At 34.6% G+C, this 26,954-nt stretch carries 22 protein-coding genes and 1 pseudogene; 9 read left to right on the top strand and 14 right to left on the bottom strand.

Translation table 11 applies throughout. The features are described from left to right. The first annotated feature begins 65 nt into the window (after positions 1-65). The 3 genes from ABD792_RS08605 to rluF are packed head-to-tail and all read left to right on the top strand — an operon-like array spanning position 66 to position 2,037. A complete protein-coding gene (locus ABD792_RS08605) occupies positions 66-431 on the top strand; it encodes a cupin domain-containing protein (RefSeq protein WP_345005502.1) in 366 nt (121 codons plus the stop codon). After that, positions 432-1,262, top strand: a complete 831-nt coding sequence (locus ABD792_RS08600) for an alpha/beta fold hydrolase (protein ID WP_345005500.1) — start codon at positions 432-434, stop codon at positions 1,260-1,262. A gap of 19 nt (positions 1,263-1,281) precedes the next feature. Next, the gene (rluF, locus tag ABD792_RS08595; protein ID WP_345005499.1) at positions 1,282-2,037 is read left to right on the top strand and encodes a 23S rRNA pseudouridine(2604) synthase RluF; all 756 of its coding nucleotides are present in this window, start codon (positions 1,282-1,284) and stop codon (positions 2,035-2,037) included. 36 nt (positions 2,038-2,073) lie between these two features. Here rluF and ABD792_RS08590 read toward each other — a convergent pair whose 3' ends face one another. The 12 genes and pseudogenes from ABD792_RS08590 to ABD792_RS08535 form a co-directional block, all read right to left on the bottom strand. Further along, positions 2,074-2,946: an AraC family transcriptional regulator gene (locus ABD792_RS08590; protein WP_345005498.1), complete on the bottom strand. Its 873-nt coding sequence runs from the start codon at positions 2,944-2,946 to the stop codon at positions 2,074-2,076. 250 nt (positions 2,947-3,196) lie between these two features. Beyond that, positions 3,197-3,787: a LutC/YkgG family protein gene (locus tag ABD792_RS08585; RefSeq protein WP_345005497.1), complete on the bottom strand. Its 591-nt coding sequence runs from the start codon at positions 3,785-3,787 to the stop codon at positions 3,197-3,199. Then, positions 3,777-5,147 (bottom strand): lactate utilization protein B, encoded by a 1,371-nt coding sequence (locus ABD792_RS08580; protein WP_345005495.1) that lies wholly within the window; start codon positions 5,145-5,147, stop codon positions 3,777-3,779. Before ABD792_RS08580 ends, ABD792_RS08585 begins: the two co-directional genes overlap by 11 nt. 6 nt (positions 5,148-5,153) lie before the next feature. Next, entirely contained in the window at positions 5,154-5,894 is a 741-nt protein-coding gene (locus ABD792_RS08575) for a (Fe-S)-binding protein (RefSeq protein ID WP_345005494.1), read from the bottom strand. A gap of 38 nt (positions 5,895-5,932) precedes the next feature. After that, positions 5,933-7,627 carry a beta-N-acetylhexosaminidase gene (locus tag ABD792_RS08570; RefSeq protein WP_345005493.1) on the bottom strand — a complete coding sequence of 565 codons (1,695 nt, stop codon included), beginning with the start codon at positions 7,625-7,627 and terminating at the stop codon, positions 5,933-5,935. Between the two features lie 26 nt (positions 7,628-7,653). Then, on the bottom strand, positions 7,654-7,992 hold the full coding sequence (locus ABD792_RS08565) for an L-rhamnose mutarotase (RefSeq protein WP_345005492.1): 339 nt from the start codon (positions 7,990-7,992) through the stop codon (positions 7,654-7,656). Then, positions 7,993-9,333, bottom strand: a complete 1,341-nt coding sequence (fucP, locus tag ABD792_RS08560; RefSeq protein ID WP_345005491.1) for an L-fucose:H+ symporter permease — start codon at positions 9,331-9,333, stop codon at positions 7,993-7,995. Between the two features lie 72 nt (positions 9,334-9,405). Continuing rightward, positions 9,406-10,185 carry an SDR family oxidoreductase gene (locus ABD792_RS08555; RefSeq protein WP_345005489.1) on the bottom strand — a complete coding sequence of 260 codons (780 nt, stop codon included), beginning with the start codon at positions 10,183-10,185 and terminating at the stop codon, positions 9,406-9,408. Positions 10,186-10,489: 304 nt separating this feature from the next. Continuing rightward, positions 10,490-11,368 carry a bifunctional methylenetetrahydrofolate dehydrogenase/methenyltetrahydrofolate cyclohydrolase FolD gene (gene folD, locus ABD792_RS08550; RefSeq protein WP_345005488.1) on the bottom strand — a complete coding sequence of 293 codons (879 nt, stop codon included), beginning with the start codon at positions 11,366-11,368 and terminating at the stop codon, positions 10,490-10,492. Positions 11,369-11,411: 43 nt separating this feature from the next. After that, a pseudogene (locus ABD792_RS08545) lies at positions 11,412-11,784 on the bottom strand (four helix bundle protein). 55 nt (positions 11,785-11,839) lie between these two features. Next, positions 11,840-13,168 carry a signal recognition particle protein gene (gene ffh, locus ABD792_RS08540; RefSeq protein ID WP_345005487.1) on the bottom strand — a complete coding sequence of 443 codons (1,329 nt, stop codon included), beginning with the start codon at positions 13,166-13,168 and terminating at the stop codon, positions 11,840-11,842. Positions 13,169-13,375: 207 nt separating this feature from the next. Beyond that, positions 13,376-15,133 (bottom strand): hypothetical protein, encoded by a 1,758-nt coding sequence (locus ABD792_RS08535; protein WP_345005486.1) that lies wholly within the window; start codon positions 15,131-15,133, stop codon positions 13,376-13,378. A 149-nt stretch (positions 15,134-15,282) separates the two neighbouring features. On the opposite strand from ABD792_RS08535, the gene ABD792_RS08530 reads away from it, so the two are divergent. From ABD792_RS08530 to ABD792_RS08510, 5 genes are all read left to right on the top strand, one after another. After that, positions 15,283-15,798 carry an RNA polymerase sigma factor gene (locus ABD792_RS08530; RefSeq protein ID WP_345005485.1) on the top strand — a complete coding sequence of 172 codons (516 nt, stop codon included), beginning with the start codon at positions 15,283-15,285 and terminating at the stop codon, positions 15,796-15,798. Between the two features lie 101 nt (positions 15,799-15,899). After that, on the top strand, positions 15,900-16,796 hold the full coding sequence (locus ABD792_RS08525; protein ID WP_345005484.1) for a FecR family protein: 897 nt from the start codon (positions 15,900-15,902) through the stop codon (positions 16,794-16,796). Further along, entirely contained in the window at positions 16,789-19,143 is a 2,355-nt protein-coding gene (locus tag ABD792_RS08520; RefSeq protein WP_345005483.1) for a TonB-dependent receptor plug domain-containing protein, read from the top strand. The genes ABD792_RS08525 and ABD792_RS08520 overlap by 8 nt, the downstream gene beginning before the upstream one ends. Before the next feature lie 486 nt (positions 19,144-19,629). After that, positions 19,630-19,809 (top strand): hypothetical protein, encoded by a 180-nt coding sequence (locus ABD792_RS08515; protein ID WP_345005482.1) that lies wholly within the window; start codon positions 19,630-19,632, stop codon positions 19,807-19,809. A 185-nt stretch (positions 19,810-19,994) separates the two neighbouring features. Continuing rightward, a complete protein-coding gene (locus ABD792_RS08510; protein ID WP_345005481.1) occupies positions 19,995-21,308 on the top strand; it encodes a sulfatase family protein in 1,314 nt (437 codons plus the stop codon). A 7-nt stretch (positions 21,309-21,315) separates the two neighbouring features. On the opposite strand, the gene argS is transcribed toward ABD792_RS08510, so the two are convergent. Further along, the gene (gene argS / locus ABD792_RS08505) at positions 21,316-23,100 is read right to left on the bottom strand and encodes an arginine--tRNA ligase (RefSeq protein WP_345005480.1); all 1,785 of its coding nucleotides are present in this window, start codon (positions 23,098-23,100) and stop codon (positions 21,316-21,318) included. A 461-nt stretch (positions 23,101-23,561) separates the two neighbouring features. Between argS and ABD792_RS08500 the strand changes: the two genes are divergently transcribed. Continuing rightward, entirely contained in the window at positions 23,562-25,628 is a 2,067-nt protein-coding gene (locus ABD792_RS08500) for an ATP-binding protein (RefSeq protein WP_345005479.1), read from the top strand. Positions 25,629-25,640: 12 nt separating this feature from the next. On the opposite strand, the gene ctlX is transcribed toward ABD792_RS08500, so the two are convergent. After that, positions 25,641-26,576, bottom strand: a complete 936-nt coding sequence (ctlX, locus tag ABD792_RS08495) for a citrulline utilization hydrolase CtlX (RefSeq protein ID WP_345005478.1) — start codon at positions 26,574-26,576, stop codon at positions 25,641-25,643. Between the last annotated feature and the right edge of the window lie 378 nt (positions 26,577-26,954).

Here is a 26,954-nt window from a genome sequence, read left to right as displayed (position 1 = left end):
AGGTGTCCTTAACTGATAATTGTATAAAATATTGAAAATTAAATGTTTAACTTAAATTTATTCGTGTGAAAGAATACATCGTACAAGATTCCCCTTTTACAGTACCTACCAGTGATGGTAAAGTTATAAAAGAACACTTTGGAATAGCTTCTGATGGCAATTCAAAAATTAGCATAGCGCACATGAAAGCTCCTGCTGGGTGGAGTGAACCTTTTCAAACACCCGAATTTGATGAATACACCTTTATCATAAAAGGCAAAAAACAATTCATAATAAATGGTGAAACAATTATACTAAATGCTGGTCAGTCTATAAAAATCAATAAAAACACCCGTGTTCAATATTCCAATCCGTTTACAGAGCCCTGCGAATACATTGCTATTTGTACCCCGGCATTCTCTATGGATTTAGTCAACAGAGAAGCTAATTAGATGAAAAAATATCTAGCTAGACTAATCGGTACTCTTATTAATATTATTGGTATCTTTTCTTCCAAACAGGCCGCTGAGCTTGCCATAAAACTATTTTCTACCCCAAAAAAGGGGAGAAAGTTAACTACAGAAGCACACGATTTCCTTGACACAGCATTTAAAGAAGAAATAGATTGCGACGGCACCTCAATCATGTCCTACAGATGGATTGGTAAAAAAGAAACTGTTTTACTAGTACACGGTTGGGAAAGCAATACCTTTAGGTGGAGGGACTTAATAGCAAACTTAAAAAATTTAAATCATAACATCATTGCCCTCGATGCACCGGCTCATGGAAATTCTAATGGTCGTTTTTTTAATTCTCTGGTCTATTCAAAATACATCTATAAAGTAGCCAAAAAGTTTAATGCAACTATTATTATTGGGCATTCTGTTGGTGGTATGTCTACTGTATTTTCTTTGTACAAATACCAATTAAACTTTATTGACAAATTGGTTATACTAGGAGCGCCTTCAAATTTCACTGGAATGTTTAACCGCTATAAATCCATGATGGGATATAGTAAGAAGGTATCAAATGCTATGGATTTATATGTTTTAAAACACCACAAATACCCTCCCGACTACTTTTCGGCTGCTAATTTTTCAAAAAGTATAAATACGAAAGGACTTATTATCCATGATAAGCATGATGATATTATCCCATTTTCTGATGCTTTAGATTTTAAAAGCAATTATAAAAATTCTAAATTAATCACAACAACAGGTTATGGACACAGTTTAAAATTTGATGCTGTTAATAAGCATATTATAGACTTTATAAGTTATTAGTTTATTGTATTTTTGCCGCATGTCAGATCAATTAAAACGCATTAATAAATATTTAAGTGAAGTGGGGTATTGCTCACGTCGTGAAGCCGACAAACTCATTGAGGCTGGTCGTGTAACCGTTAATGGTGAACTACCCGAAAAAGGCACTAAAATAGCTGCAAATGATGTTGTTAGCGTTGATGGAAAATTGATAAACGTTACAAAAAAATCGTTCGTTTACCTTGCCTTAAACAAACCTGTTGGCATTGTTTGCACTACTGATACTCGGGTAGAAAAGGATAATATCATTGATTTCATAAACTATCCAAAGCGTATTTTTCCAATTGGTCGCTTAGACAAACAAAGTGAAGGGCTTATTTTATTAACGGATGATGGTGATATCGTAAATAAAATTTTGCGTGCCAGCAACAATCACGAAAAAGAATATATTGTAAAGGTCGACAAGCCTATTTCCCAAACTTTTATAAAACGCATGGCGTCGGGTGTCCCTATTCTGGATCGCGTTACAAAAAAGTGTAAAGTAGAAAAGATTAATACGTATGAGTTTAGAATTATTTTAACGCAAGGCCTTAACCGACAAATTCGTCGTATGTGTGAATATTTTAACTATACGGTTGTTACGCTTAAACGCATTCGGATTATGAATATTAAACTGGATACGCCTATTGGTGAATACAGGGAACTTACTTCTGATGAATTTAATGAACTGAACCGCTTAATTAGTGGCTCTTCAAAGGAATACAAACCAACACCACCAAGAAGGAAAAGGTCTTAACTATTTGGTTCTATAAAACTTCAGTTAAGGTATCCACTACGCTCTTTGGGCGTGAAACTTTATATAATCTGTAGGCGCGTATTTCATAGTCTTTTTAAACTGCCTGTTAAAATTAGAAATATTGTTAAATCCAGATTCAAAACATATTTCTGATATGTTATACTTTTCCTCTATCAATAATTTACAGGCATAACCAACACGGACTTCATTTAAGTATTCACTGAATGTTTTCCTATTAACACGTTTAAAGAACCTACTAAATGCAGAAGGGTTCATACAGGCAATATCTGCTACATCAGCTAAGCCTATTTGCTCTCTAAAATTCTTAATTATAAACTCATATACCTTATTAAGGTTATGTTTTTCAGTCATTTTAAATGAGTTTATGAATCCGCTGCTAGACAACAATTTATAATCTTTATGTCTGGCTAAAGTATTGAGAATTTGAATAAACTTAATCGCTTTATCAAAATCTTCCAAGCCCTTAAGGCTATTCATCCATTCTCTTATTAGTGTTAAATCCCCAGAAAACTTTATACCATATTTCGACTTGTCAATTAACTTTTCAATACCATTCATTTCTGGCATATCAAAAAAACCTTGGCCTGCAAAGTTTTCTTTAAAATGAATAGCTAAGGCATGTGCTTCCAATTTTGAATCTTCTTCAAAATACTCTTTATCATTTAACCACATATGCGGCAAATTTTTACCGATTAAAACAACATCGCCAACATTAAACTTTTCAATATTGTCACCTATAAATCGTGTTCCAGTACTTTTTTGAATAACAACTAATTCTAATTCTTGATGATAATGCCATATTTTTAAAAAAAACGGATAACGGTTTTCTGTAATAGTGAAAGAACTATTTTTTATTCTATTGCTCCGGTCTAATAAATGTAGTTTCACTTATTTAAGTTTTATTGTTATTTATCCGTCAGATATAATATGCCATTAAACATTTAACTCCACTTTTACGTTTTTATAGAACCGTGGAACCTTCTCTTTCGGTTGACATCACGAATTGTTATGGCATATTTCACAAACTAATATAAACCCAATTGCATAAACAGGCTTATACATAAAATGTAAAAATACAAAAAATAAGGAATTTAAAGCAATAAAAGTATCACTGCCTTATATAAATATAAATAAGGCTTTAGTCTATTAAAAACACACTTAAACTCAACGCTCCGTGCGCACCTATAACTAAAGATTGTTCAATATCTGCTGTTTTAGAAGGGCCAGAAATAAACACGCCAAAGTCATTATCTATACCATTCAAGGCTTTATAAGCATGGTGTAAATTTGGCACCAAACAACTCTTGTTCAAGACTAAAACAAGGTGCTTGGTTATAAAAGGTAATACCCTAACTGGTAATTGATTGTTAGAAATCCAAACGGCCCCATTTTCAGATACTGCAACCGAACTCTCTAGCACCAATACATCTAAATCGTTAAGGTCATGAGGTCTTTGCAATGTCTCTAAACTGATTGTATTAAAATTAGCCGTTCCTTCTACTGTGGAATAGTTATGACTGGTATCGGGAAACAAAGTTTTAACCTGCTTTAAAACCTCCTCTATCGACCCTAAATTAAATACATTACCTCCAACAATTTCCACCTTCTTGGTAAATTCTTCAACTAAATCCAAGGTATCTTCAAATACACCAAAATCTATTTCCGGAAGAGGTAGTAACTCGGGTTTATTATGCTTTATGTTAGCTAATATACTGTCTCTACTTCCCATTTTTATTTCTTTTTTTATACCAATCATCAAAACTTTCTTTAGGTCCTTTTGGCAAATCCCTTTCTTTACCCCATACATTAGGGCGTGAATTAATTATGACTTTAGGCAAATTTCGCAAAGCCCAACGTCCTGCTCTTCCTATCTTTTGATATTGTTTAGGATTGGAAAACATGCGCCCCATGAACTTCATTGACATTTTTTTCATGGCAGGTTGTGGAGTTTCCTTAGTTATAATTTGGCGCCATTTATACAGCTGTTTATGAATATCAATTTTAACAGGACAAACATCACTACAGGAGCCACATAAGGTAGAGGCAAACGGTAAGCTACTATACTTTTTTAAATCTTTTCCAGGTGATAGTATAGAACCTATGGGGCCTGGAATGGTTGCATTATAACTATGTCCACCACTTCGTCTGTAAATCGGACAAGTATTCATACAAGCCCCACAACGAATGCAATGCAAAGAAGCTCTAAAATCAGGTCTGCTTAACTGTTCTGCTCTTCCATTATCTACAATTACAATATGCATTTTAGCACCTTCTCGTGGCTTTTTAAAGTGGGAGGAATAGGTTGTAATGGGTTGACCTGTAGCACTTCTTGCCAATAACCTTAAAAACACCCCTAAATGCTCTTGTTTGGGTATAAGCTTCTCTACGCCCATGCAAGCTATATGCACTGGAGCCAAATGTGCTCCCATATCGGCATTACCTTCATTTGTACACACAACTACAGCACCAGTTTCGGCTATGGCAAAGTTAACCCCTGTTATAGCTACATCAGCTTCTATAAACTTTTCCCGTAAATGTTTACGAGCCTCATTAGTTAAATACTGAGGATCTCCATTACAAGGCTTTGTACCCAAATGTTCTTGGAACAACGCATCAACTTCTTCTTTATTTTTATGGATAGCTGGCAATACAATATGGCTTGGCGGTTCCTTAGCTAATTGCACAATGCGCTCTCCTAAATCGGTATCAATTACTTCAATATTGTCGGCTTCCAAATAGGGATTTAGATGGCATTCTTCAGTAAGCATCGATTTACTTTTTACTACTTTTTTAGCTCGATGCTCCTTTAATATACTATGTACAATACGATTATGCTCTTCTCCATTGGCTGCCCAATGCACTTGTACCCCATTCTTTAGGGCATTTTTTTCAAATTCGACTAAATAATTATCTAAATTAGACAGTGTATGGGCCTTTATTGCAGATCCAAGCTCTCGCAATCGTTCCCAACCTTTTACGGTATGTGCAGAAAGGTCTCGCTTGTGACGTACAAACCATAAGGCCTTATCATGCCAGTTTACCTTGGCTTCGTTTTTATTAAATATACTCGCTGCTACAGAGTGTTCCATCTTTCTTTACTTGATTGTGCTATTTAAAATTTCAGCAACATGCATCACCTTTAAGGGATGCTTATTACGGGTTATTAAACCTTCTAAGTGCATTAAGCATGAGGTATCGGTTGCTGTTACAACTTCTACTCCACTATTTAAATGATCTTGAATACGGTCTTTTCCCATTTTTACGGAAACAGCTTCTTCGGTAACTGCAAAAGTACCCCCAAAGCCACAACACTCGTCTTTACGTGTTAACGGCATTAATTCGACGCCATCTACTTCTTTAAGCAAGTCTTCAATAAACGAAAAGGACTCTCCAGCAACTTCAGAGCATGAACCCAAGCGTAAACCTCTTAACCCATGACAACTTTTATGAACGCCTACTTTATGTGGAAATCTAGCTCCGAGGTCTTTTTTCTTTAAAACATTAACTATAAAATCACAAAGCTCGTATACGTTATTACGAACCTTAACAACTTCATCTGTTTGTTCTACAATATCATAATGTTGTTTAACATGATATGCACAGCTACCTGAAGGTGTAACAATATAATCGAAATCTTTAAAGTTTTCTACTAAATTCAAACATGCTCCAATCGACTCTCCTTCATATCCTGAATTGGCCATAGGTTGTCCGCAACAGGTTTGTCCCGAAGGATAAACAATATCAACATTTAGTTTTTCCAAAACTTCTAATGTTGCCTTTCCTACTTGTGGATATAATTGATTTATGTAACAAGGGATAAATAATCCTACTGTCATTATTTCCTTTTTTCTCTAAAATACGTCCTTCCTATCTCTTACTCTGATTTTTTTTGAACACTATGCTTTGCATAATTTAGCCCCATAGCATCCAAACGATCTACAAAAATGTTAAGTCGAGCATTAAAATCGTCCCAGTTTTTAGCATCTTTATCAGACCAAACTACTTCCGACAAAGCACTCATACGGGGCAATATCATATACTCAACATAGTCGGTAGTCGCCATATATTCTGTCCATACATTACCTTGTGCTCCTAATATAAATTTTTGTTCTTCTGCAGATAACTCTTCTGGTGTTGGTTCGTATGCGTATACATCTGCTACGGTCGTCTTCCCTCCAATAGCCAAAGGTTCGTTAGCTTTATCTTGAGATTGATAGTGGTCGAAATAACACGAATGCCCTGGTGTCATTATAACATCATGGTGCTGTTTGGCCGCTTCTATTCCACCTTTAGTTCCTCGCCATGACATTACTGTTGCATTAGGAGCCAACCCTCCTTCTAAAATCTCATCCCAACCTATGATTTGCTTTCCTTTGGAATTGAGATATTTCTCCATGCGTTGGATGAAATAACTTTGTAATTCGTGCTCGTCGTGCAAACCTTCTGCTTTAATTCTGGCTTGACAATTGGGACATCTTTCCCAATTCTTCTTAGGACATTCATCGCCTCCAATATGAACATATTTTGAAGGGAATAATGGTATTACCTCATCTAATACGTCTTGTAAAAACGCAAAGGTTTCATCTTTACCGGCACAGTATACATCGTTAAAAACGCCCCAAGTTTCCTGAACAATCTTTGGAGTTCCGGCTGCTTGAACTTCTTTCCCTTTTTGGGACATCATATCATTGGTGACAACTGTTGGTTCTTCTGGAAAACAACTTAAGTAAGGGTATGCGGCTATGGCTGCACTACTATGTCCTGGCAATTCTATTTCTGGAATAACCGTAACGTGTCTTTCACTTGCATAGGCTACAATTTCCTTAACATCTTCTTGGGTATAATAGCCTCCATACTCTTTTTCGTCGTTGGCTGTACCGGGATGGTGCCCCACAATTGTCCCATAGCGCTTAGAGCCTATTTCGGTTAGTTTTGGATACTTTTTAATTTCGATTCGCCAACCTTGGTCTTCGGTTAAATGCCAGTGAAAGGTATTCATTTTGTGCAAAGCGATTAAATCGATATATTTTTTGATAAAGTCCACTGGGAAAAAGTGACGTGCTACATCCAAATGCATCCCTCTATAGACATATCTAGGCTCATCCTTAATGCTTACCGCAGGAATGGTTAATTCATTCAAACTTCCATTGGCAGACTCAATACTTGCTGGCAGTAATTGACGTAAGGTTTGGATACCGTAAAACACACCTTTGGCATTTTTTCCTGATATGCTTATCTTATTGTATGCAACTTCTAACTTATAACCTTCTTCATTTGAAATACTGTTATCCAACTTCAATTGAATATTCCCCTGTGCTCCTTCGCTGAACGGAACATCCAAACCTGCAGCTGCTCCTAACATATCAGCTAAAAACTGGCCTTCCTTTTCTAGCGAGGCTTCACCTGAAACCTTAGTGTTATTGTCAACTAAAAACCTTCCTTTAGCCATTTCCATAACCAATGGTTTAGGAATAATTGGATAATCCTGATCTGTATTTGCCACTTCTTTGTACTTATTCGAACATGATATACTTAAAAAGCACGCGCATATTACCACTAATAATCTCATTTCTATTATCTTATTAATTGATTAAACTATAATTCATATATTTTCTCCATCACCAACCATTTTTCTCCTTCTTTAGCTGTTGGCAGCGCTTGCTGGTACTTCCACATCAACCTTTCCCACTCTTGTACTTTTGGATTATCGGCATCCATTTGGGACTTCCTTTCAAATGAAAAGGTATCATTAACTTCCATAATCATAAACATACGGTTCCCAACACAATAAATCTCTAATACTTCTATTCCGGCATTCTTAATACTAGCTGTTATCTCTGGCCAGATCTTTTCGTGATATTTTTTGTATTCTGCCATCAATTTGGGATCATCTACCAAATCTAATGCAAAACAATGTCTTTTTAAATTTCCCATTTAATCTTTATTCACATAATGTAATGCATCATCCGTAGCTTCATGTCTTTTAAAAACCCTTAGTCCATACCACGCAATGTACACAAAGCAAAGCAGTGGCAATATAAACGAAAAGTTAACTTCGGAGACACCCATTATTTTAGTATCGGCCACGCCGTTACCCCCAGCATCAATAATCATTCCCTGCAATTTAGGCATTAGTGCACCACCTACAATAGCCATTACCAAACCTGCAGAGCCCACTTTCGATTGTTCTTCGGTTAAATCTCCCAATGCAATACCGTAAATAGTAGGGAACATTAGGGACATAAAAAATGAAACACCTACTAAGCTATAAAGACCTACAATACCGTTAATATACATGGTTCCGAATACAAATACCATTGAGAACACAGAAAAATACATTAACAGCTTTCCTGAACTAACAAACCGTAGCAAATACGTTCCAACTGCTCTACCTATCGTAAACAGTACAAATGCGCCCATTTGGTAATAACCTGCAGTAACACTGTCCATACCAATGCCTTCGGCATATTGATAGATATAAGTCCAACACATAATTTGGGCACCTACATATAAAATCTGTGCCAATACCCCTAATACATACTTTTTATTTTTTGCCAACGTTACAAATGTATCGCCTATACTTGGCATTCCTCCTTCATCTTTAGATTGTGGCATTTTACTAACTACAAACAGCACAAATACTGCTGAAATAACTAAACCTAAAATCACATATGGATCACGAATAACCATTAAGTCTGATGTCTTTATCAATACTTTAGAGGCTTCATCCAAAGCACTAAAATCCTTAATATCATCTGATTGCAGATTCTTTAAAACAAATTGTTGGGCAACAAACAATCCTGCTATTAAACCAACTGGGTTAAAAGCCTGTGCTAAATTTAAACGCTGTGTAGCAGTCTCTTTAGCCCCTAATGCCAAAGCATAAGGGTTTGCTGCTGTTTCTAAAAATGCCAACCCAAAAGTTAAAATATAAAGCCCCAAACAAAAGAACCAGAATTTCTCTGTAATGGCTGCCGGATAAAACAATAAAGCTCCCGTAGCATAAAGCCCTAGTCCAATTAAAATCCCAACTTTGTAAGAATACTTACGCATAAACATAGCTGCTGGCAAGGCCATACAAAAGTACCCACCATAGAAAGCCATTTGTACCCAAGCGGCTTGGGAGTTTGAAAGCTCTAAAACTTTTTTAAACGCCTGGACCATTGGGTCTGTTACTGCATTGGCAAAACCCCAAAGCGCAAATAATGAGGTTATTAAAATAAAAGGAAGTAAAACTTTCTTCGATACAACGGGTATTTTTTTAATGTTATCCATAGGTTTTAATAATTAAAATAAAGCTTAAATTTAGTTATCTTAGTTTAGTATCCTTTATTTTTTCGACGAAAGTTAGAGTGCTCTATCCAAATGCACATAACCACCATCTACAAAAATCAATTGCCCCGTAGTATGACTGGAACGTTCTGACAATAAAAAGACGACAGTATTTGCTATTTCTCCTGCTTCGGTCATTCTATTTTCTAAAGGAATATTTTTTGTGATAGCTTGTAATTTTTCCTCTGGATTATCAAAGGTTTTTATCCATCGGTCATATAGTGGTGTATAGCACTCTGCAACTATTACAGCATTAACTCGAATACTATAGGGCAACAACTCTACAGCCCATTCGCGTGTTAGCGCATTACGCCCTCCATTTGCAGCTGCATAGCCTGATGTTCCTCCTTGACCTGTTAACGAAGTTTTAGAGCCTATATTTACAATGCTTCCTTTACTCTTTTTAAGTTCGGGAAGTGCATGATGTGCCATTAAGTAATAATGTGTGAGATTCTTTTTAATGGATTCCATAAAGTCTTCACATGATCCATGTTCCAAACCAACACCGTCATTAACACCTGCATTATTTACCAAGCCGTCTATCCTTCCAAATTCTTCTATTGTTTTTATTACTGCAGCTTTGCATTGGGCTGGATCGACTAAATCTGCAATGGCATAAGAAGCTTTCTGCCCTTTTGCCCTGAAAGTTTCCATTAATTCCAAAACACTTTCTTCATTTCTGGTAACAATCATTGGAATGGCTCCTTCATTTACTAAAGCCTCTGTTATTCCCAGCCCTATTCCTTTAGATCCTCCAGTAACGATAACGACCTTATCTTTTAGTTTTAAATCCAAAATGTCTTAATAAAATTTAGTTTAAAATAATCTACAATGTACAAATAACAAATCTAATTTATTCATCTGAATATTATCTACCTTTAAAACAACTTTCACTGATACTTTTTTTGCTTGTTGGTAACATTAAGTTAACACTTCTTTCCTAAGACTATATTTCTTCAATGAATAGGCATCATAAAAAAGGTGAGATCGTTAAAAAACAATCTCACCTAGAAAATTAGCTTAGCAAATATTGGATAAAAAAAAAGCATTATAATTATTAACTATAATGCTTACCTACTTCAACTTTTAATAAAGAATTTTATTTTTTATGTCTCTCTCTGGCTAACAATGTATTTTTAAGCAACATTGCAATGGTCATTGGACCAACACCTCCAGGCACTGGTGTTATATAACTTGCTTTTTTACTTACACTTTCAAAATCAACATCTCCAGCTAACCTGTAACCACGTTGCTTAGTTTCATCTGGAACGCGTGTTATTCCTACATCTATAATAACTACACCTTCTTTAACCATATCACCAGTTAAAAACTCTGAAATTCCTATGGCTGCTACAATAATATCAGCTTCTTTGGTTATCTCGGCTAAGTTTTTTGTACGGCTATGAACCACCGTAACAGTGGCATCGCCAGTTTTACGCTTCTGACTCATTAGAATACTCATTGGGCGTCCAACAATATGACTCCTTCCCATCACAACGACATTTTTTCCCGAGGTCTCAATATTATATCGCTCTAACAATTCTAAAATACCAAAAGGTGTTGCTGGTAAAAAAGTAGGCAAATCCAAAGCCATTTTACCAACGTTTGTTGGATGAAACCCATCCACATCTTTATCGGGATCTATAGCCATTAACACTTTTTGCTCATCAATATGCTTAGGTAGTGGCAACTGAACTATAAATCCGTCAATATCGTCATTGGTATTTAACTCATGAATCTTTTGCAAGAGTACTTCTTCTGAAGTTTCCTCTGGCAAATCTATTAATGTAGAATCAAATCCTATTTTTTCACAAGCTTTCACTTTCGCATTAACGTAGGTCATACTAGCACCATCTGTACCTACTAAAATCGCAGCCAAATGCGGTGTTTTTTCACCATTTGCTATCATGCTGCTAACATTATTAGCGATTTCTTCTTTTATGTCATTACTGATTTTCTTACCGTCTAGTATGGTCATTTTTATTATTAGTTTTCAATCGCAGTCTTAGTCGCAGAAAAAACTATTCCGTATCGACTCCAAACTTGCTTGGATTATTAATCATATAATTTATTAGCTTCCCTACTTCTTTCGCTAATTTAACAAATTCAATATAATCTTTTTCATAAAGACACTTGCATTCAAAGGCACAAATCGAGCCATGTGCTAGTCTCTGAATTTTCACCATCAGCATCAGTAAGCTTGCTTACAAAATGCTTAACGTACTTTCTTTTTCTATAAGCTTCAGCAATATTAGCAGATACTGAACGAGAACTCCTTCTTATTTGATCTGTTAACGAATAAACCTCCTCTTTTGGAAAGGATTTAGGGACCTCAAAAATATACATAGCCAAATCGAATGATTTTTGATAAGCCAATAATTTTTTGAAATCCATAATTAAAAATTATCTATCTAATTACTGAAAACTGCAACTGTGACCGAACACTAGATTAGCGCATATTCTTCATCATTTGCATCATTTTCTTTCCGCCTCCACCTTGCATCATCTTCATCATCTTGCTCATCTGATTGAATTGCTTTAACAACTGATTAACTTCCTGTACAGAAGTTCCAGATCCCTTTGCCACTCGTTTCTTTCTACTGGCATTAATAATCCCAGGATTACTTCTCTCCTTAGGAGTCATTGAATGAATGATAGCTTCAATACCTTTAAAAGCATCATCGTCTATATCAATTCCTTTCATCATTTTACCAGCTCCTGGAATCATACCAATTAGGTCTTTCATATTACCCATTTTCTTGATCTGCTGTATCTGCTTTAAGAAGTCATCAAATCCAAACTGGTTTTTAGCTATCTTCTTCTGAAGTTTTCTAGCTTCTTCCTCGTCAAACTGCTCCTGTGCACGCTCTACTAAGGACACCACGTCCCCCATACCAAGAATACGGTCGGCCATACGTGATGGATAAAACACGTCTATGGCTTCCATTTTTTCTCCAGTACCTATAAACTTAATAGGCTTATTGACTACAGACTTAATAGAGATCGCAGCTCCACCTCTAGTATCACCATCTAACTTTGTTAGAATAACACCATCAAAATTTAAAACATCATTAAAGGCTTTAGCTGTATTTACAGCATCTTGCCCTGTCATTGAGTCTACAACAAATAAGGTTTCTTGTGGTTGAATTGCTTTATGGATATTCGATATTTCGGTCATCATCGCCTCATCTACAGCTAAACGCCCTGCGGTATCTATTATAACCACATTGTATCCATTAGATTTTGCATGGGCTACCCCCGCCTTTGCAATAGCAACAGGATCGCTATTACCACGATCACTAAATACCTCAACACCAATCTGATCTCCTACAACGTGCAACTGATCTATCGCTGCTGGTCGGTATACGTCACAGGCCACCAAAAGAGGTCTTTTTGTTTTTTTATTTTTTAAGTAATTGGCTAACTTTCCAGAAAATGTTGTTTTACCAGATCCTTGCAAACCAGACATTAAAACAACGCTCGGATTTCCTGAAAGGTTAATTCCTTCCGCATCGCCTCCCATAAGCTCGGTTAATTCGTCTTTTACGATCTTAACCATTAACTGTCCGGGTTGTAGCGTAGTTAGTACATTTTGCCCTAAAGCTTTTTCCTTTACTTTTGTGGTAAAGCTTTTTGCTATTTTAAAGTTAACATCGGCATCAAGCAATGCGCGACGCACTTCCTTTAAAGTTTCAGCTACGTTAACTTCTGTAATACTACCATGTCCTTTTAATACATGTAAGGCCTTATCTAACTTATCACTTAAATTATTAAACATATTTCAGATTCAAAATTTTGCTTACATCGCTACTAAACATTCTAGAAGGATGTGGAAATAAAGTTGCAAATTTAATCATTTGAAGCTTATTATTTAAGTAACTATCAATAAAAAAGCGGTCAATATTCAAATAATTGACCGCTTTTAAAAGGAAACTTAACTAACCAACCTATTGAGATAAATTTCTCTTTTTCATATATAGCTATACTACATTTTCTTTTCTAAGACTAATATACGCTCTATTGCTCCTGTGGCACTATAGTCTTTTAATTCAATTCTATTTTCTGATATTTCTTTGATTTGCCATCTATGGTTTAAAGTGCTAAATGGGTCATTATCTCCAAAATACAAGGCCAGTTTTAACCCTTCCTTTCTGTATGACAACCAAGAACCTCCAAAAGTACCATTATTAGGATCGGTAACTCTTACCCTGCCTGTTTCAAAGAAATTTAATGTGTACATAAAAAACTCATCGTCTTTTTCCAATTCACCCTCTGCTATGAAGTACCTGGCCACTTCCCAATCGCCATCGGTCAATACACCATCAATGTAATTCAAATCGTCGTCGGTATTCGGGCAGTGTCTTTCCAATACCATTCTGTTATTAGCATTCTCAAGCTTAATTAAACCTGGCTCTAGGAAAGTTATTACCCACTCTAGTTTTAAATTGGGCCTTCCTTCCAGAATAATTTGTAAAATAAAATTATCATTTCTTACACCTATTTCATAAGTACCTTCTATATACTCTCCATTGACCCTTAGTTTAACAACATTGTTCTCGAAGAATTTTAAAGGTGTCCCTATATAATCTTTTTCATTATCTATACCATCAACACTTAAGCGTACTATGCGCCATAAACATTCTTGTAAATAGTTATATATTCTCTCCTTTGTGTAATCGACAACAACATCACAGTTCTTCTTTAATATAATCCTGTTGCCCCCTGCTTGATATAGTTTTATTCTTCCTGGTTCTAGATCGTATACAAACCACTCTAAAGTAAAGTCAACCAAGGTATCGAACTCTAATTTTATTAATGCACCTTGATCGGTAACACGAGTTGACCATGTTCCTGTTAGCATATCGCCTCCTCTGGCACGTACTTTAACAACGCTGTTCTCTTTGAATGCAATAACATACTCGCGGTATTTATCGTTCAAATTGTCTTCATTTCTTTTAAATTCGTAAACGACCCACGGGCAAGACATTAATAAATTATCTAAACGTTCTTTTGTAAAATCATCATCTCCATAATCGTTATCGTCGTCTTCATCACAAGCTTCTTTTGCATCTTGAATTACTTGCTGCAACTCTTGATTGTTATTTACAACCACAGCAGATCCATCACTTAAAACCATAGTTACTGGAAAATTAAGACTGGCGAAAACTTCTCCTTCTTTTACACGTTTCATAAAGTGGTATAATTGTCGATCGCTCTCAATGGTAACAACATCAATTATCTCAAAATCGGTATTGTAAACCGAAAAAGAAATTGGATACTTAAAATCGATACATTCTATATCGTCATCTGGTTCATTCTCTCCTTTACACTCTTTTATAAGATTTTCTAAAGCATCCTTATTTTCAATAACTACTTCTGAATGATTAGATAATACTATTGTAATTGGAAAAACAATATCCAAATGATCCTCATCATCTTCAAATTCATTAAAAATGGCCTCGATTACTTTAAAATCCTCTTTCGAATCAACAGTAATCTCAAGGCCATTAACAATAACTGTAACCGGTAACTCAACAGATAAACAACTTGCTCTATCTATAATGTTATCATCCGATCCATCTTTAATAGATGTAGCACTTATCAATTTGGTCAATTCAGAATTAGCAACAAGTGCTTCAGAATCATTTGGGGGCGTAATGTCTACAACTTCATCTTGACAAGAAGTAAACAGTAAAAGGGCAAAAAAAGGTACGATTAATAATGTTTTCATTAGATCTTTCATAATGTTTGATTTAGGGTTTAACATAGCATTTTTAACCATAAAACAGGAAACCTTAAAAAATTCCTACCCTTATTCCCAAAAAAAATTAAAAATTCTAAAACCCAAACTCCAAAAAACTTTATTTTAGAGGTTCCAACTACCTAAGCTCCATGAAGAAACAGCTACATGATAATATTTGCGAAGAACACCTGTTTTCTTCTATTTTTAATAAATACGCCAAAGATTTACATGACTTTTTATATTATAAGTTTGGTGAATTGCTAAATCCTAAAGACAAAGTACAGGAAGCCTATGTTAAATTATGGCAAAATTGTGCTAAGGTTACTCCAGATAAAGCCAAAAGCTTTTTATTTACTACGGCCAACAACTTAATGTTAAATGAAGTAGCCCATCAAAAAGTAGTTTTAAAGTACCAACAGACCAAACCCAAAATGTCTACTAATGAAAACCCAGAGTTTTTAATGCAGGAGTCTGAATACATGGACAAATTACAAAGAGCCCTTGCTAATTTAACTGATGCGCAACGTGAAGCATTTATGATGAACCGGGTTGAAGGCAAACGCTTTAAAGAAATAGCCAAACTTCTGGATATATCTACAAAAGCGGTTGAAAAACGTATTTATGGAGCCTTAGAGAAATTACGAAAGGACATTAAAGAATTGTAATGATTGTTATTTGTTGCTAATTAGAAACCATAAACTTGAAACTTTTTATAAGATAGGGTAGGAAAAAATAAACGTTAATTGTTATATAGTTGAATTTAGATATGATGGATAGAGAATTTTTAATATCGAAATGGTTAAATAACGATTTAAATGACCAAGAACTTGAGGCATTTAAAGCGCTTGAGGACTATGAAGACTTAATGAAGTTAACACATAGCTTACAGGCCTTTAAAGCGGAAGACTATGACACTTCTAAAGAATTAGAACGTGCTTTATCAACTATTAAAGACTCTAAAAAGCAAAGCTCTTGGTTAAAACCTTTTATGAGAGTTGCCGCTGTAATTGCCGTTTGTTTTGGTTTATACTATTTCACCTCAAATCCAGACACAAACGTATCGACAGCTATGGCACAAAAAACAACTATAAGCTTGCCCGATGCTTCTAGTGTTACGCTTAACGCTAAATCGTCCATTGTATTTAACAAAAAATCTTGGAAGCACAAACGAAATGTTAAACTTGAAGGTGAGGCCTTTTTTAAAGTTGCCAAAGGAGAAACATTTAATGTTATCACACAATCTGGAACCGTTACCGTTTATGGCACCCAATTTAATGTAAAGCAAAGAAAAAATTATTTTGAAGTTATTTGTTACGAAGGCTTGGTTGGAGTTATCCATAATTCTCAAGAAACAAAATTAAAACCTGGAGACAGTTTTTTAATTATTGATGGGAAATTAATTGCTAAAGAAAAAGAAAGCCAACCAAGTCCTTCTTGGCTAAATAATGAGAGTACTTTTAATAGCTTACCCTACAAGGAGGTAATTGCCGAATTTGAAAGACAGTACAATGTTAATATTACCACAAAAAACATAGACACCAAACAACTGTTTAGTGGTAGTTTTGCCCATAACAATCTAGATGTTGCGATACAATCTATTACCTTACCCCTACAAGTAACTTACAGTAAGGTTAACAACACCATAATATTAACCCGTGAGTAATAGAAGGCTACTTTCTATTGTTATCTTTTTGTTTTTTTTGAATATTGAAAGTATAAACACTCAAACCATTCAAAAAGAGAAACAACCACTTATTACCATTTTAAAGGTTTTAGAAAGCAGATATAACATAAAGTTCTCTTATGTAGATGCAGCCATTAAAGACAAAAAAGCTACACTCCCTGCTGAGAGTTTAACTTTAGAAACTGTTTTGGATGTATTAAAATCTGAAACAAATCTAGACTTCCAATTATTGGACAAACGTTTTGTTGCCATAAAAAAAATCAAGCCAGCTCCCATTACTTTTAAATTACAAGAATTAGAAGAAGTAATCGTTAATAATTACCTTACCACAGGTATCACAAAATTTAATGATGGCTCTGTTATGATCAAACCAGAAGGCTTTGGCATTCTTCCTGGCTTAATAGAGCCAGATGTTTTACAAACCATACAAGCTCTCCCTGGTGTTATTAGTACCGATGAAACTGTTTCGAACATCAATATTAGAGGTGGCACCCATGACCAAAACTTATTACTTTGGGATGGCATAAAAATGTATCAATCCGGGCATTTTTTTGGACTTATTTCTGCCTTCAGTCCATATACAACCAAACGTGTTAATGTATTTAAAAATGGTACAAGTGCAAAACACGGCGATGCTATTTCGAGTGTTATAGACATTCAGTTACCTAATGTGTTAGACCACAAGTTTAAGGCTGGAATAGGTTTCAATTTAATTAATGCCGATGCTTATGCAAAAATCCCCCTTTCACCAAAAACTGAATTACAATTTTCTACCCGACGCTCTGTAACCGATTTGATACTCACCCCAACTTATGACCAATATTTCAAACGTATTTTTCAAGATTCAGATCTAAGCAATTCAAATCAAGATTTAAACACTATTTCCAAAAACGAACAATTTTATTTTTATGATATTGCCGTAAAGTTCTTATATGATATTTCAAAAAGGGATAAAATCCGTTTTCATGTTTTAAATGTAAACAACAGCTTGAATTACCTAGAGCAGTCTACCATAAACGACAGGGATGAAGCTTTGAACAGTAAGCTATTACAAGAGAATAGGGCTGTTGGCATAACCTACATAAGAGATTGGAGCAGCACATTATCAACTACATCACAGATATATGTTACAAATTACGATTTAGACGCTACAAATTTCGATATCATTAACAGCCAAAGACTCATTCAAGAAAATGAAGTATACGATGGTTCCATAAAACTGGATGTTAACTACCAGCCCAACTCCCGATTTAAAATAGATGGTGGGTATCAGTTTACAGAGGTTGGTATTAGCAACTTAGAAGACGTTAACAACCCTCCCTTTAGAAGTTATATTAAAGAAGTGATGTTGAACCATGCTGTTTATGCCGAAACTGGGTTTTTATCGCATCATGCCAAAACCAATTTAAGATTGGGAGGCCGCTTAAATTATATTTCCAAGTTCAATATGTTTTTGGCAGAACCAAGGTTAAGCTTTAGCCAACGATTCCTGAACAACTTCCGTTTTGAAATATTGGGTGAGTTTAAAAGTCAGACCACCTCACAAATCATAGATCTCCAGAATGATTTTTTAGGCATTGAAAAGCGTCGTTGGGTTTTATCCAACAATAAAAGTGAAGCCACAATTATTAACGGTAAAGTAATACACCCCATCCCCGTTATTAAGAGCAAACAACTTTCTGCAGGTATTCATTACAACAAAAACAAACTGTTAATAAGCGCAGAGGCCTATATAAAAAAAGTAAATGGAATTACTACAAGAAGCCAAGGGTTTCAAAACCAATATCAATTCACAAATGCTACTGGTGGTTATACTATAAAAGGTATCGATTTTTTACTAAACAAACAATTTAACAATATCGTTAGCACCTGGCTATCTTATTCGTTCAGTTCTAATAATTACATTTTTGAATCTTTAAACGACGGACATACTTTTCCGAACAACACAGACATAACCCATGCGCTTACCCTAGCGGGAACCTATACCAGTAATACTTTTAAATTTGCTACTGGCTTAAATTGGCATTCTGGAAAGCCTACTACAAAACCTGTCTTGGAAGACACCCCCGATGACAATGAAATAACTTATGCTGCCCCCAACAGCTCTAACTTAAGTGATTATTTACGTGTAGATTGTTCCGCTACTTACTCCTTTAATGTTACAGATACGGTTAAAGCAACCGTTGGTGCTTCTGTTTGGAACATTTTAAACAGAAAGAACATTATAAATACATATTACAGACTCGATGACAATAATGAAGTCAACCAAATTGATAATGAATCCCTTGGCATCACTCCAAATGTTAGCTTTAGAGTTCGCTTTTAATAATTACTTATATTTGTAACATGTTGGCTTTAAAAAACATAAAAGCGCTTTTTGGTTGTCTTGCCTTATTAGTTATCCTAATAACCGCTTCTGGCTTTACAGGAACTATTAATAATTATCAAAAGCCCCAAACCGAGCAGATTACAACCTCCCGACCTAATAGTCACAACCATACTGCCTATTATATTAATACAACCCCTTTAAAAGTTACACACAACCAGTACACTATTTTTAGCTTTAAGTCCCTTTTAAGTTTACAGTATTTCAATTTTACTGTTCAATTTAAATCCCAAAGAAAGGCAGTTATGCAATTTGTCAATTTTAATTCCATTTTAGAACAAAACCTTTATTGCCAAAACGCAATCAAACATTACCGATAAGGTTACTTTGAAATAAATTACTCGCTTGCCATTGCTTGTAACGGAAAACCTCAATTTATTTATTAATCTGTCGCATTAACGATTAATGCGCTTTGCTATTACTAAAATGAAATCTTTTAAAAACACATTAAGGCACTTTGCCTTAATAGGTATGATTATAGTGACTTCAATTATACCTATTCCTATCGTATTTTATAAAAAGGACAATGCCCCAAAGTATGTTGTTGAACAAATCGACCATAGAAAACAAGAAAATGAATATCAAGACAGCAAGGAAATCTTTTAAAAACACCTAAATTTGAATATCTGTTGTTTACAAGAGAATATAAATATGTGTTAATAATTAGTTTTAGTAGTTTTTTTAATAAGAAAGGTGAAAGAGCAATACAATAGCAATCAAACATTTAATCCTTATTAATGTTTAATTTTACATATAAATGACAAACCTTTTCCAAATTTCTTGAAGTTACTATGAAACGTTTTTTATCTATTCTTTTGATTCTTATGGTTTTCTTTTGCTCTTGCCAATCGGATAAAAGCAAACCTAACATCATACTTATTATGGCTGATGATATGGGATATGAATGCTTAAGTTCTAATGGTTCCATATCATACAATACACCAAACCTCGATCATTTAGCTTCGAATGGGATTCGCTTTTCAAAGTGCATTTCCCAACCTCTTTGCACGCCTTCAAGGGTAAAAATAATGACTGGACTATATAACTACAGAAATTACGATTATTTTGGTCATTTAAACACAGATCAATACACTTTTGGAAACTTAATGCAGGATGCAGGGTACGCAACCTGTATTGTTGGAAAATGGCAACTTAATGGAGCTTACCACAAAGACAACATTCTCGATTGGAATGACAACACAAAACCCAACTCTTTTGGTTTTGACGAATATTGCTTATGGCAATTAACTAAATCTGGAAGTGAGGGCGGACGGTATGCAGCTCCCTTAATCGAGCAAAATGGTGAGCTTATAAAAGGAAAAATGGATGATTATGGACCTGATTTATTCGTCAACTATATCATGGAGTATATGGAGCGTAAAAAGGACAGTCCCTTTTTTATCTACTATCCAATGGTCTTGGTCCATGATCCTTTTGTACCTACACCAGATTCTAAAGATTGGGAACAAGTTGATTTACGAAAGAAAAACGACACGACCTATTTTAAAGATATGGTGAGCTATGCTGATATAATTGTAGGAAGTATAAGGGACAAGCTCAAAGCGCTTAATATTGAAGATAATACAATCATTATTTTTACTGGTGACAATGGCACACATCCTACAATATATTCGAAAATGGCAAATAGTATTGTTCAGGGAGCTAAAGGCAATACAATTGACACTGGCACACATGTACCGCTAATTGTTTCTTGGCCTCAAGCTATTAAGAAAGGATTTGTTTATAATGAGCTAATAGAGTTTAGTGATTTTTTTCCAACCTTGGCTGATATCGTAGGAAAAGAAACTCCCTCAGACGGTAAAAGTTTCTATCCTCTATTAAAAGGCACTGGCTATAAAGCGCGTAACACGGCATTTGTACACTACGACCCGCAATGGGGGAAACGCGTTAATCAATATAGAAATCAATTTGTTAGAACGCTTGGTTATAAATTATACCAAGACGGAAAGTTTTTCAATTTAGATAAAGATCCTTTGGAAAAACACCCCATACATCCAGATTCTCTAACTGGGGAGGAGAAGAAAACCAAACAATTTTTAATGGACGAACTAAAGAAACATCCCAAATGGGAAAGTATCAAATAAGAAGTTACTACATCCTTTCCGGCACTTGAATCCCCAATACCTTAAAGGCATTTTTTATGGTCACCGCTACTTTTTCTGAAAGTTGCACCCTAAATATCCTGTCATTTTCATTATCTGCACCCAGAATGGATATATTCTGATAAAAGGAATTAAATTCTTTTACCAGATCATAGGTATAATTAGCAATTAATGCCGGACTGTGTTGTGTCGCTGCGTTTTGAACAACTTCCGGAAACAACTGTAATTGTTTTATTAGCTCCCGCTCCTTATCTGCTAACGTCTTATCTCCAACACTTAAAGCCGTATTGTAACTAAAATCTACCTTTCTTAGGATAGATCGAATCCTGGCATAAGTATACTGAATAAAAGGCCCTGTGTTCCCTTGAAAATCGATAGATTCCTTAGGATCAAAAAGAATACGTTTTTTAGGATCTACTTTTAAGATATAATATTTTAGAGCCCCTAGTCCTATAACTTTGTATAGCTCTTGTTTCTCAGCATCAGTATAACCTTCTAATTTCCCTAATTCTTCGGATATCTCACCAGCTGTAGCAGCCATTTCTTCAATAAGATCATCGGCATCTACCACGGTACCTTCCCTACTCTTCATTTTTCCACTGGGAAGATCCACCATACCATAACTTAAATGGTATAGGTTTTTAGCCCATTCAAAACCTAACTTCTTAAGAATTAAAAACAATACCTGAAAATGGTAGTCCTGCTCATTTCCAACGGTATATACCATACCACCAACATCAGGAAAATCTTTAATACGCTGTATAGCAGTACCAATATCCTGAGTCATATACACAGCGGTTCCATCGGCACGTTGTACTATTTTTTTATCTAAACCATCTTCGGTTAAATCGCACCAAACCGAACCATCTGCTTCTTTAACAAAAACCCCTGACTTTAAACCTTCTGACACAAATTCTTTTCCTAACAAATAGGTTTCGCTTTCATAGTATAAGGTATCAAAATCGACTCCCAAATTTTTATAGGTTTCATTAAAGCCATTGTACACCCAACCGTTCATCTTTTTCCATAATGCAACCGTTTCTTCATCTCCGGCTTCCCATTTTAAAAGCATTTCTTGGGCTTCTAACAAAATTGGTGCGTTTTTTTTAGCATCCTCTTCTGTTTGTCCTTTGGCAACTAAAGTTTCTATCTCCTTTTTGTATTCTTGATCAAACTTCACATAGTAATTGCCCACTAATTTATCCCCCTTTAAACCTGTACTTTCTGGCGTTTCTCCATTACCAAAACGTTTCCAGGCAAGCATACTTTTGCAAATATGTATACCCCTATCGTTTATAATTTGTGTTTTATAAACTTTTTTACCTGAAGCTTTTAAAATTTCCGCAACACTGTAGCCTAATAAGTTATTCCTTATATGTCCTAAATGCAATGGCTTATTTGTATTTGGTGACGAATATTCTACCATTATAGCTTTATCTCCTTGCTGAGGCATTTCAAAACCATAGTTAGGTAGATCTTTTATACCATTAAAAAAGTCAATAAAATAAGCATCACTTATTTCTATATTTAAAAAGCCCTTTACAACATTAAATGCTTTTACTTCATCAACATGTTCTACCAAATAATTTCCTATTACCTCTCCTATTTGTACTGGATTGCCTTTTATAAAACGTAACATTGGAAAAATTACAACCGTAATATCCCCAGCAAATTCTTTTCTGGTTGCTTGAAATTCTACGGTATCGACAGTTATCTTATAATTTGATAAAACAGCTTGTTTTACTTGGTTTGATAAAGTTTCTTGAAAGCTCATTAATAGTACTTTTTTTGAGTGCACAAAGATAAAATTTTTATTAAAGCAGTATTTATAAAAATGAGCTTTAATGCATAGGCTACAACATAACTGGAAATTACTAATGGTAACTCAACAAATCCTCTTAAAAGCATTTATATTCAAAGAATTACTACAGATATAAATATAACTCCAAATTATGCAGGTGCATTTCATCGATAAAAGTGTTGTTTTTCTATGATTTTTGCCGTTAATCTATTCGTCGATATTTCTCAAAATTTCGGGCTTCATTTCATCTAATTTTTTGGTAGTAAAACAGAGAAATTAGCTTTTAAAGACAGTTTTTCCAACTTTTGTTTAACCATTAGCTATTAATGAACTTTTAAACACTAATATTTTTTAAGCTTAAATAGAGTAATCTTTTTTTCCCTCAAAGTAAGATACCTTAATTATAGCGACAGTACTTGTAATTTATACATTGTATGAGAAAAACAATTACGTTAATTATAATTATATTTTTATCTGCTTTCTACAGTTTTTCGCAAACCAAGGAATTAGACAGCCTTTCCATACAATTAGCATTTCAAAACCAAGACACCTTAAAGGTAGACACTTCTTTAAGCCTTATTAAATCGCTTTATGACTTAAAAGATTATGATAGAGCGTTAAAATATATTATAGAAAGTGACAGACTTGCCTCTTCATTGAATTACAAAAAAGGGATTGCCGAAATTACCTATTATAGGGCTTTGATATTTGCGCAAAAAAATGATTATATCAATGCCACTTCCAATTACTCAAAGTCTAAAACATTATTTAACGAATTAAATGACACTCTAGGCATTGCCAAAGTAAACAACAGCATTGGTTTAATAGAAATTAAACGCGGAAATTATACTAAAGGCTTACAATATTCGCTGGCTGCTATTGATGCATTTAAGAAAAGAGACTTAAAAAGCGAACTGGTTTCTGCCTATTCAAATCTTGCAGAGGCCTATTATAATGTAAACGATATTGATAATTCTATTACGTTTAACTTAAAGGCTCTGGAGCTTCAAGAAGCGTTAAAGGATAAATCTGCTACAATCAATAGTCAAAGTAATTTGGCCAAGCTTTATTCTATAAAAAGAGAACACCGTAAAGCTATAGAATATTACGAAAAAGTAATAACTAGTATTGGCAAGAACAACGACTCTATTCGCGGTGCCATTTTTCCAAAGTTGGGAGGTGAATATCTTAAATTCAGGGATTATGAAAAAGCCACGAGCTATTTGCTACAAGGCTTACAAATTAACCGACGAACGAATAACGAATCTGGGTTATTAACAACTTTAATCAATTTGGGCGAATTAAACTTTCAACAGCGAAAATTTATATTGGCAGAAAAGCAACTTTTAGAGGCTGGTTCCTTGGCAAAAAATTTGGGAAATAACGAGGAGCTACTTAGGCAATATAAATTAATGAAAGATATCGATTCTACTAAAAAGAACTTTGCTGCTGCTTTTGTGTGGCAAAGAAGATACTATGATTTAAAAAACCAAATTTCAAACGAAAACCGTAGCATAAATACATCTACAATAGAAACAACTAATTTAGATGTTAATACTATTTTAGATAAACCTAATACGGTAGAAGAAAGTTTATCTCAAAACTCTAATAATAACAGAAGCAGAGCTACACTTAATCGTTTTAAGCTGATCTCTTATTTACTTCTTGCAGCGTTTGCCATAGTTTCTACTTTTTTAATATTAATTTACATAAAGCGCAACAGCAATATAAAATACACTCAGGATCTAGAGGAAAAGAATATAAAAATTCAATTACAAAACGAAGCCTATCAAGAACAAACCGAACAGCTCGAGAATGCCAATAATGTAAAAGACAAATTATTCTCTATAGTGTCCCACGATTTAAAAGACTCTTTATCTTCTATTAATGGTTTTATTAATTTGCTACAAGAAGGGACTTTATCGAAAGAGGAATTTGATAACTTAATACCTGAATTGAGCGAAAATGCCAATAATGCTTCTTTGCTTTTATACAACTTATTAAACTGGTCTAAATCGCAAATGCATTCTTTAGAACCAAAACCCAGTTTGTTTGATATTCAAGAGGTTTTTGAAGACAAGGTAAAACTTGTTGAAAAACGTATGGAAAATAAAGGCATTACCTTAGTAGATCATTCTTTACGTGATTTTGCTTATGCCGACAGAAGCATGTTTGAAATTGTTGTACAAAACTTACTTGCCAATGCCTTGAAATTTTGTAAAAATGGGGATACCATTACTATTTCCAATCATATTAGTAATGGCAGTTGTATAGTAAGCATAGCCGATACTGGAATTGGGATATCCAAAGAAAATATGGAAAAACTGTTTAGCAACACTACATTTACAACAGTTGGAACCAATAACGAAAAAGGAACTGGATTAGGGCTTTCTATCTGTAAGGAATTGATAGAATTGAACAATGGTAAGATTTGGGTTGAAAGCACACTTAACGAAGGCAGCACCTTCTATGTTCAGCTTCCCAAATCCAAACCTGCTTAAATTAATCGCAATTTAAGATTTCGGCAAAAATACTTCTGCCATCATACAACGGGCACTTCCTCCACCACATGCTTCAATAGTATCTAGTGAACTTGCCAGTATTTCAGTATGTTTTTCCAACCGTGCTATTTGATCTGCAGTTAATATATTATATGCTGCCTGACTCATAACTAAATACAACGTATTGTCTTTTCCTTTTACTTGTAACATGTTACCTGCAAAATGATTAACTTGCTCCTCTGAAATAGCAATGATTTCCTTACTACTCTCTTTCAAATGAGCCGTTACATTTTTGCGTTCCTTTTTATCATCTATACTATCTATACATATCACTGCAAAAGTCTCACCTAAGCACATCATAACATTAGTATGGTAAATTGCCTCACGCTTCCCGCTCACAGTTTGATAAGCAGTGAAAACAATTGGGGTATATTCAAAATCTTCACAAAATTCAATAAACAAATCCTCATCAGCTCTGGGAGATAATGCGCAGTATGCTCTACGATTTTTGCGATCCAATAAAACACTGCCCGTTCCTTCTAGAAAAACATTATCTTCCTCTGCACTAGTATAATCTATAATATCTTCAATTACAAAGCCTTGTTGTTCTAAAATATCTAAAATATCCTCTCGTCGTTCCAAACGCCTATTTTCTGCAAACATAGGGTACAGTCCAACGGTTCCGTTTTCATGAAATGAAATCCAATTATTAGGAAAGATGGAATCTGGAGTATCGCTTTCTTCTGTATCATTAACAACCACAACATTTACCCCTATGCTTCTTAATCTCTCAACATAAGTATCAAATTCGTACTGAGCTTTGGTATTTACCGTTTCTGGCAACACATTACCCAATACCTTTTGATAATAGTTATTTACTGCTGTTTGCTCGTTCATCCTGAAATTCACAGGACGGATCATTAATATAGTATTTGTAGTTTGTTCCATAATCAAAGACTGCTTTTTTCAAAATTGAATATCCTAATGTAAAAAACAGTGTTTAGTCATTCCGATATTTAGACGTACTCAACACAAGCTTTTGAAAGACTCTTCATTTGCTACGCTCCGTCATGAAAGGCAAAACGCAAATTATTACTAATAACAGATATTCGTATATTCAAAACAAAATTATGACTTTTTACGTGCTTAACACTTGATTTTATCATAAAAATAAGCGAACTTAGTTAGGCGCTTCTAACCAAAAAAATGGTAAAAACTGACAAATAATTAACGTAAAACAAAATATGATGGCTAGAAACCTGAGTTCGACGTAAGAAAAGCGATTTTTTGGTATAGAAAAAGCAGAATATTTAGTATATTAAAGTG

It is taken from the genome of Snuella lapsa (genome assembly GCF_039539345.1).
Taxonomy (GTDB): Bacteria; Bacteroidota; Bacteroidia; order Flavobacteriales; family Flavobacteriaceae; genus Snuella; species Snuella lapsa.
The sequence above is the reverse complement of the archived record's forward strand: the minus strand, read 5'-3'. Positions and strand labels throughout refer to the sequence as shown.

Excerpts from the sequence above, each read along its gene's own strand:
- ABD792_RS08600 (WP_345005500.1), top strand. The coding sequence starts at position 432 with ATGAAAAAATATCTAGCTAGACTAATCGGTACTCTTATTAATATTATT.
- rluF (WP_345005499.1), top strand. The coding sequence starts at position 1,282 with ATGTCAGATCAATTAAAACGCATTAATAAATATTTAAGTGAAGTGGGG.
- ABD792_RS08585 (WP_345005497.1), bottom strand. The coding sequence starts at position 3,787 with ATGGGAAGTAGAGACAGTATATTAGCTAACATAAAGCATAATAAACCC.
- ABD792_RS08580 (WP_345005495.1), bottom strand. The coding sequence starts at position 5,147 with ATGGAACACTCTGTAGCAGCGAGTATATTTAATAAAAACGAAGCCAAG.
- ABD792_RS08575 (WP_345005494.1), bottom strand. The coding sequence starts at position 5,894 with ATGACAGTAGGATTATTTATCCCTTGTTACATAAATCAATTATATCCA.
- ABD792_RS08570 (WP_345005493.1), bottom strand. The coding sequence starts at position 7,627 with ATGAGATTATTAGTGGTAATATGCGCGTGCTTTTTAAGTATATCATGT.
- ABD792_RS08565 (WP_345005492.1), bottom strand. The coding sequence starts at position 7,992 with ATGGGAAATTTAAAAAGACATTGTTTTGCATTAGATTTGGTAGATGAT.
- fucP (WP_345005491.1), bottom strand. The coding sequence starts at position 9,333 with ATGGATAACATTAAAAAAATACCCGTTGTATCGAAGAAAGTTTTACTT.
- folD (WP_345005488.1), bottom strand. The coding sequence starts at position 11,368 with ATGACCATACTAGACGGTAAGAAAATCAGTAATGACATAAAAGAAGAA.
- ffh (WP_345005487.1), bottom strand. The coding sequence starts at position 13,168 with ATGTTTAATAATTTAAGTGATAAGTTAGATAAGGCCTTACATGTATTA.
- ABD792_RS08535 (WP_345005486.1), bottom strand. The coding sequence starts at position 15,133 with ATGAAAGATCTAATGAAAACATTATTAATCGTACCTTTTTTTGCCCTT.
- ABD792_RS08530 (WP_345005485.1), top strand. The coding sequence starts at position 15,283 with ATGAAGAAACAGCTACATGATAATATTTGCGAAGAACACCTGTTTTCT.
- ABD792_RS08525 (WP_345005484.1), top strand. The coding sequence starts at position 15,900 with ATGATGGATAGAGAATTTTTAATATCGAAATGGTTAAATAACGATTTA.
- ABD792_RS08515 (WP_345005482.1), top strand. The coding sequence starts at position 19,630 with ATGAAATCTTTTAAAAACACATTAAGGCACTTTGCCTTAATAGGTATG.
- ABD792_RS08510 (WP_345005481.1), top strand. The coding sequence starts at position 19,995 with ATGAAACGTTTTTTATCTATTCTTTTGATTCTTATGGTTTTCTTTTGC.
- argS (WP_345005480.1), bottom strand. The coding sequence starts at position 23,100 with ATGAGCTTTCAAGAAACTTTATCAAACCAAGTAAAACAAGCTGTTTTA.
- ABD792_RS08500 (WP_345005479.1), top strand. The coding sequence starts at position 23,562 with ATGAGAAAAACAATTACGTTAATTATAATTATATTTTTATCTGCTTTC.
- ctlX (WP_345005478.1), bottom strand. The coding sequence starts at position 26,576 with ATGGAACAAACTACAAATACTATATTAATGATCCGTCCTGTGAATTTC.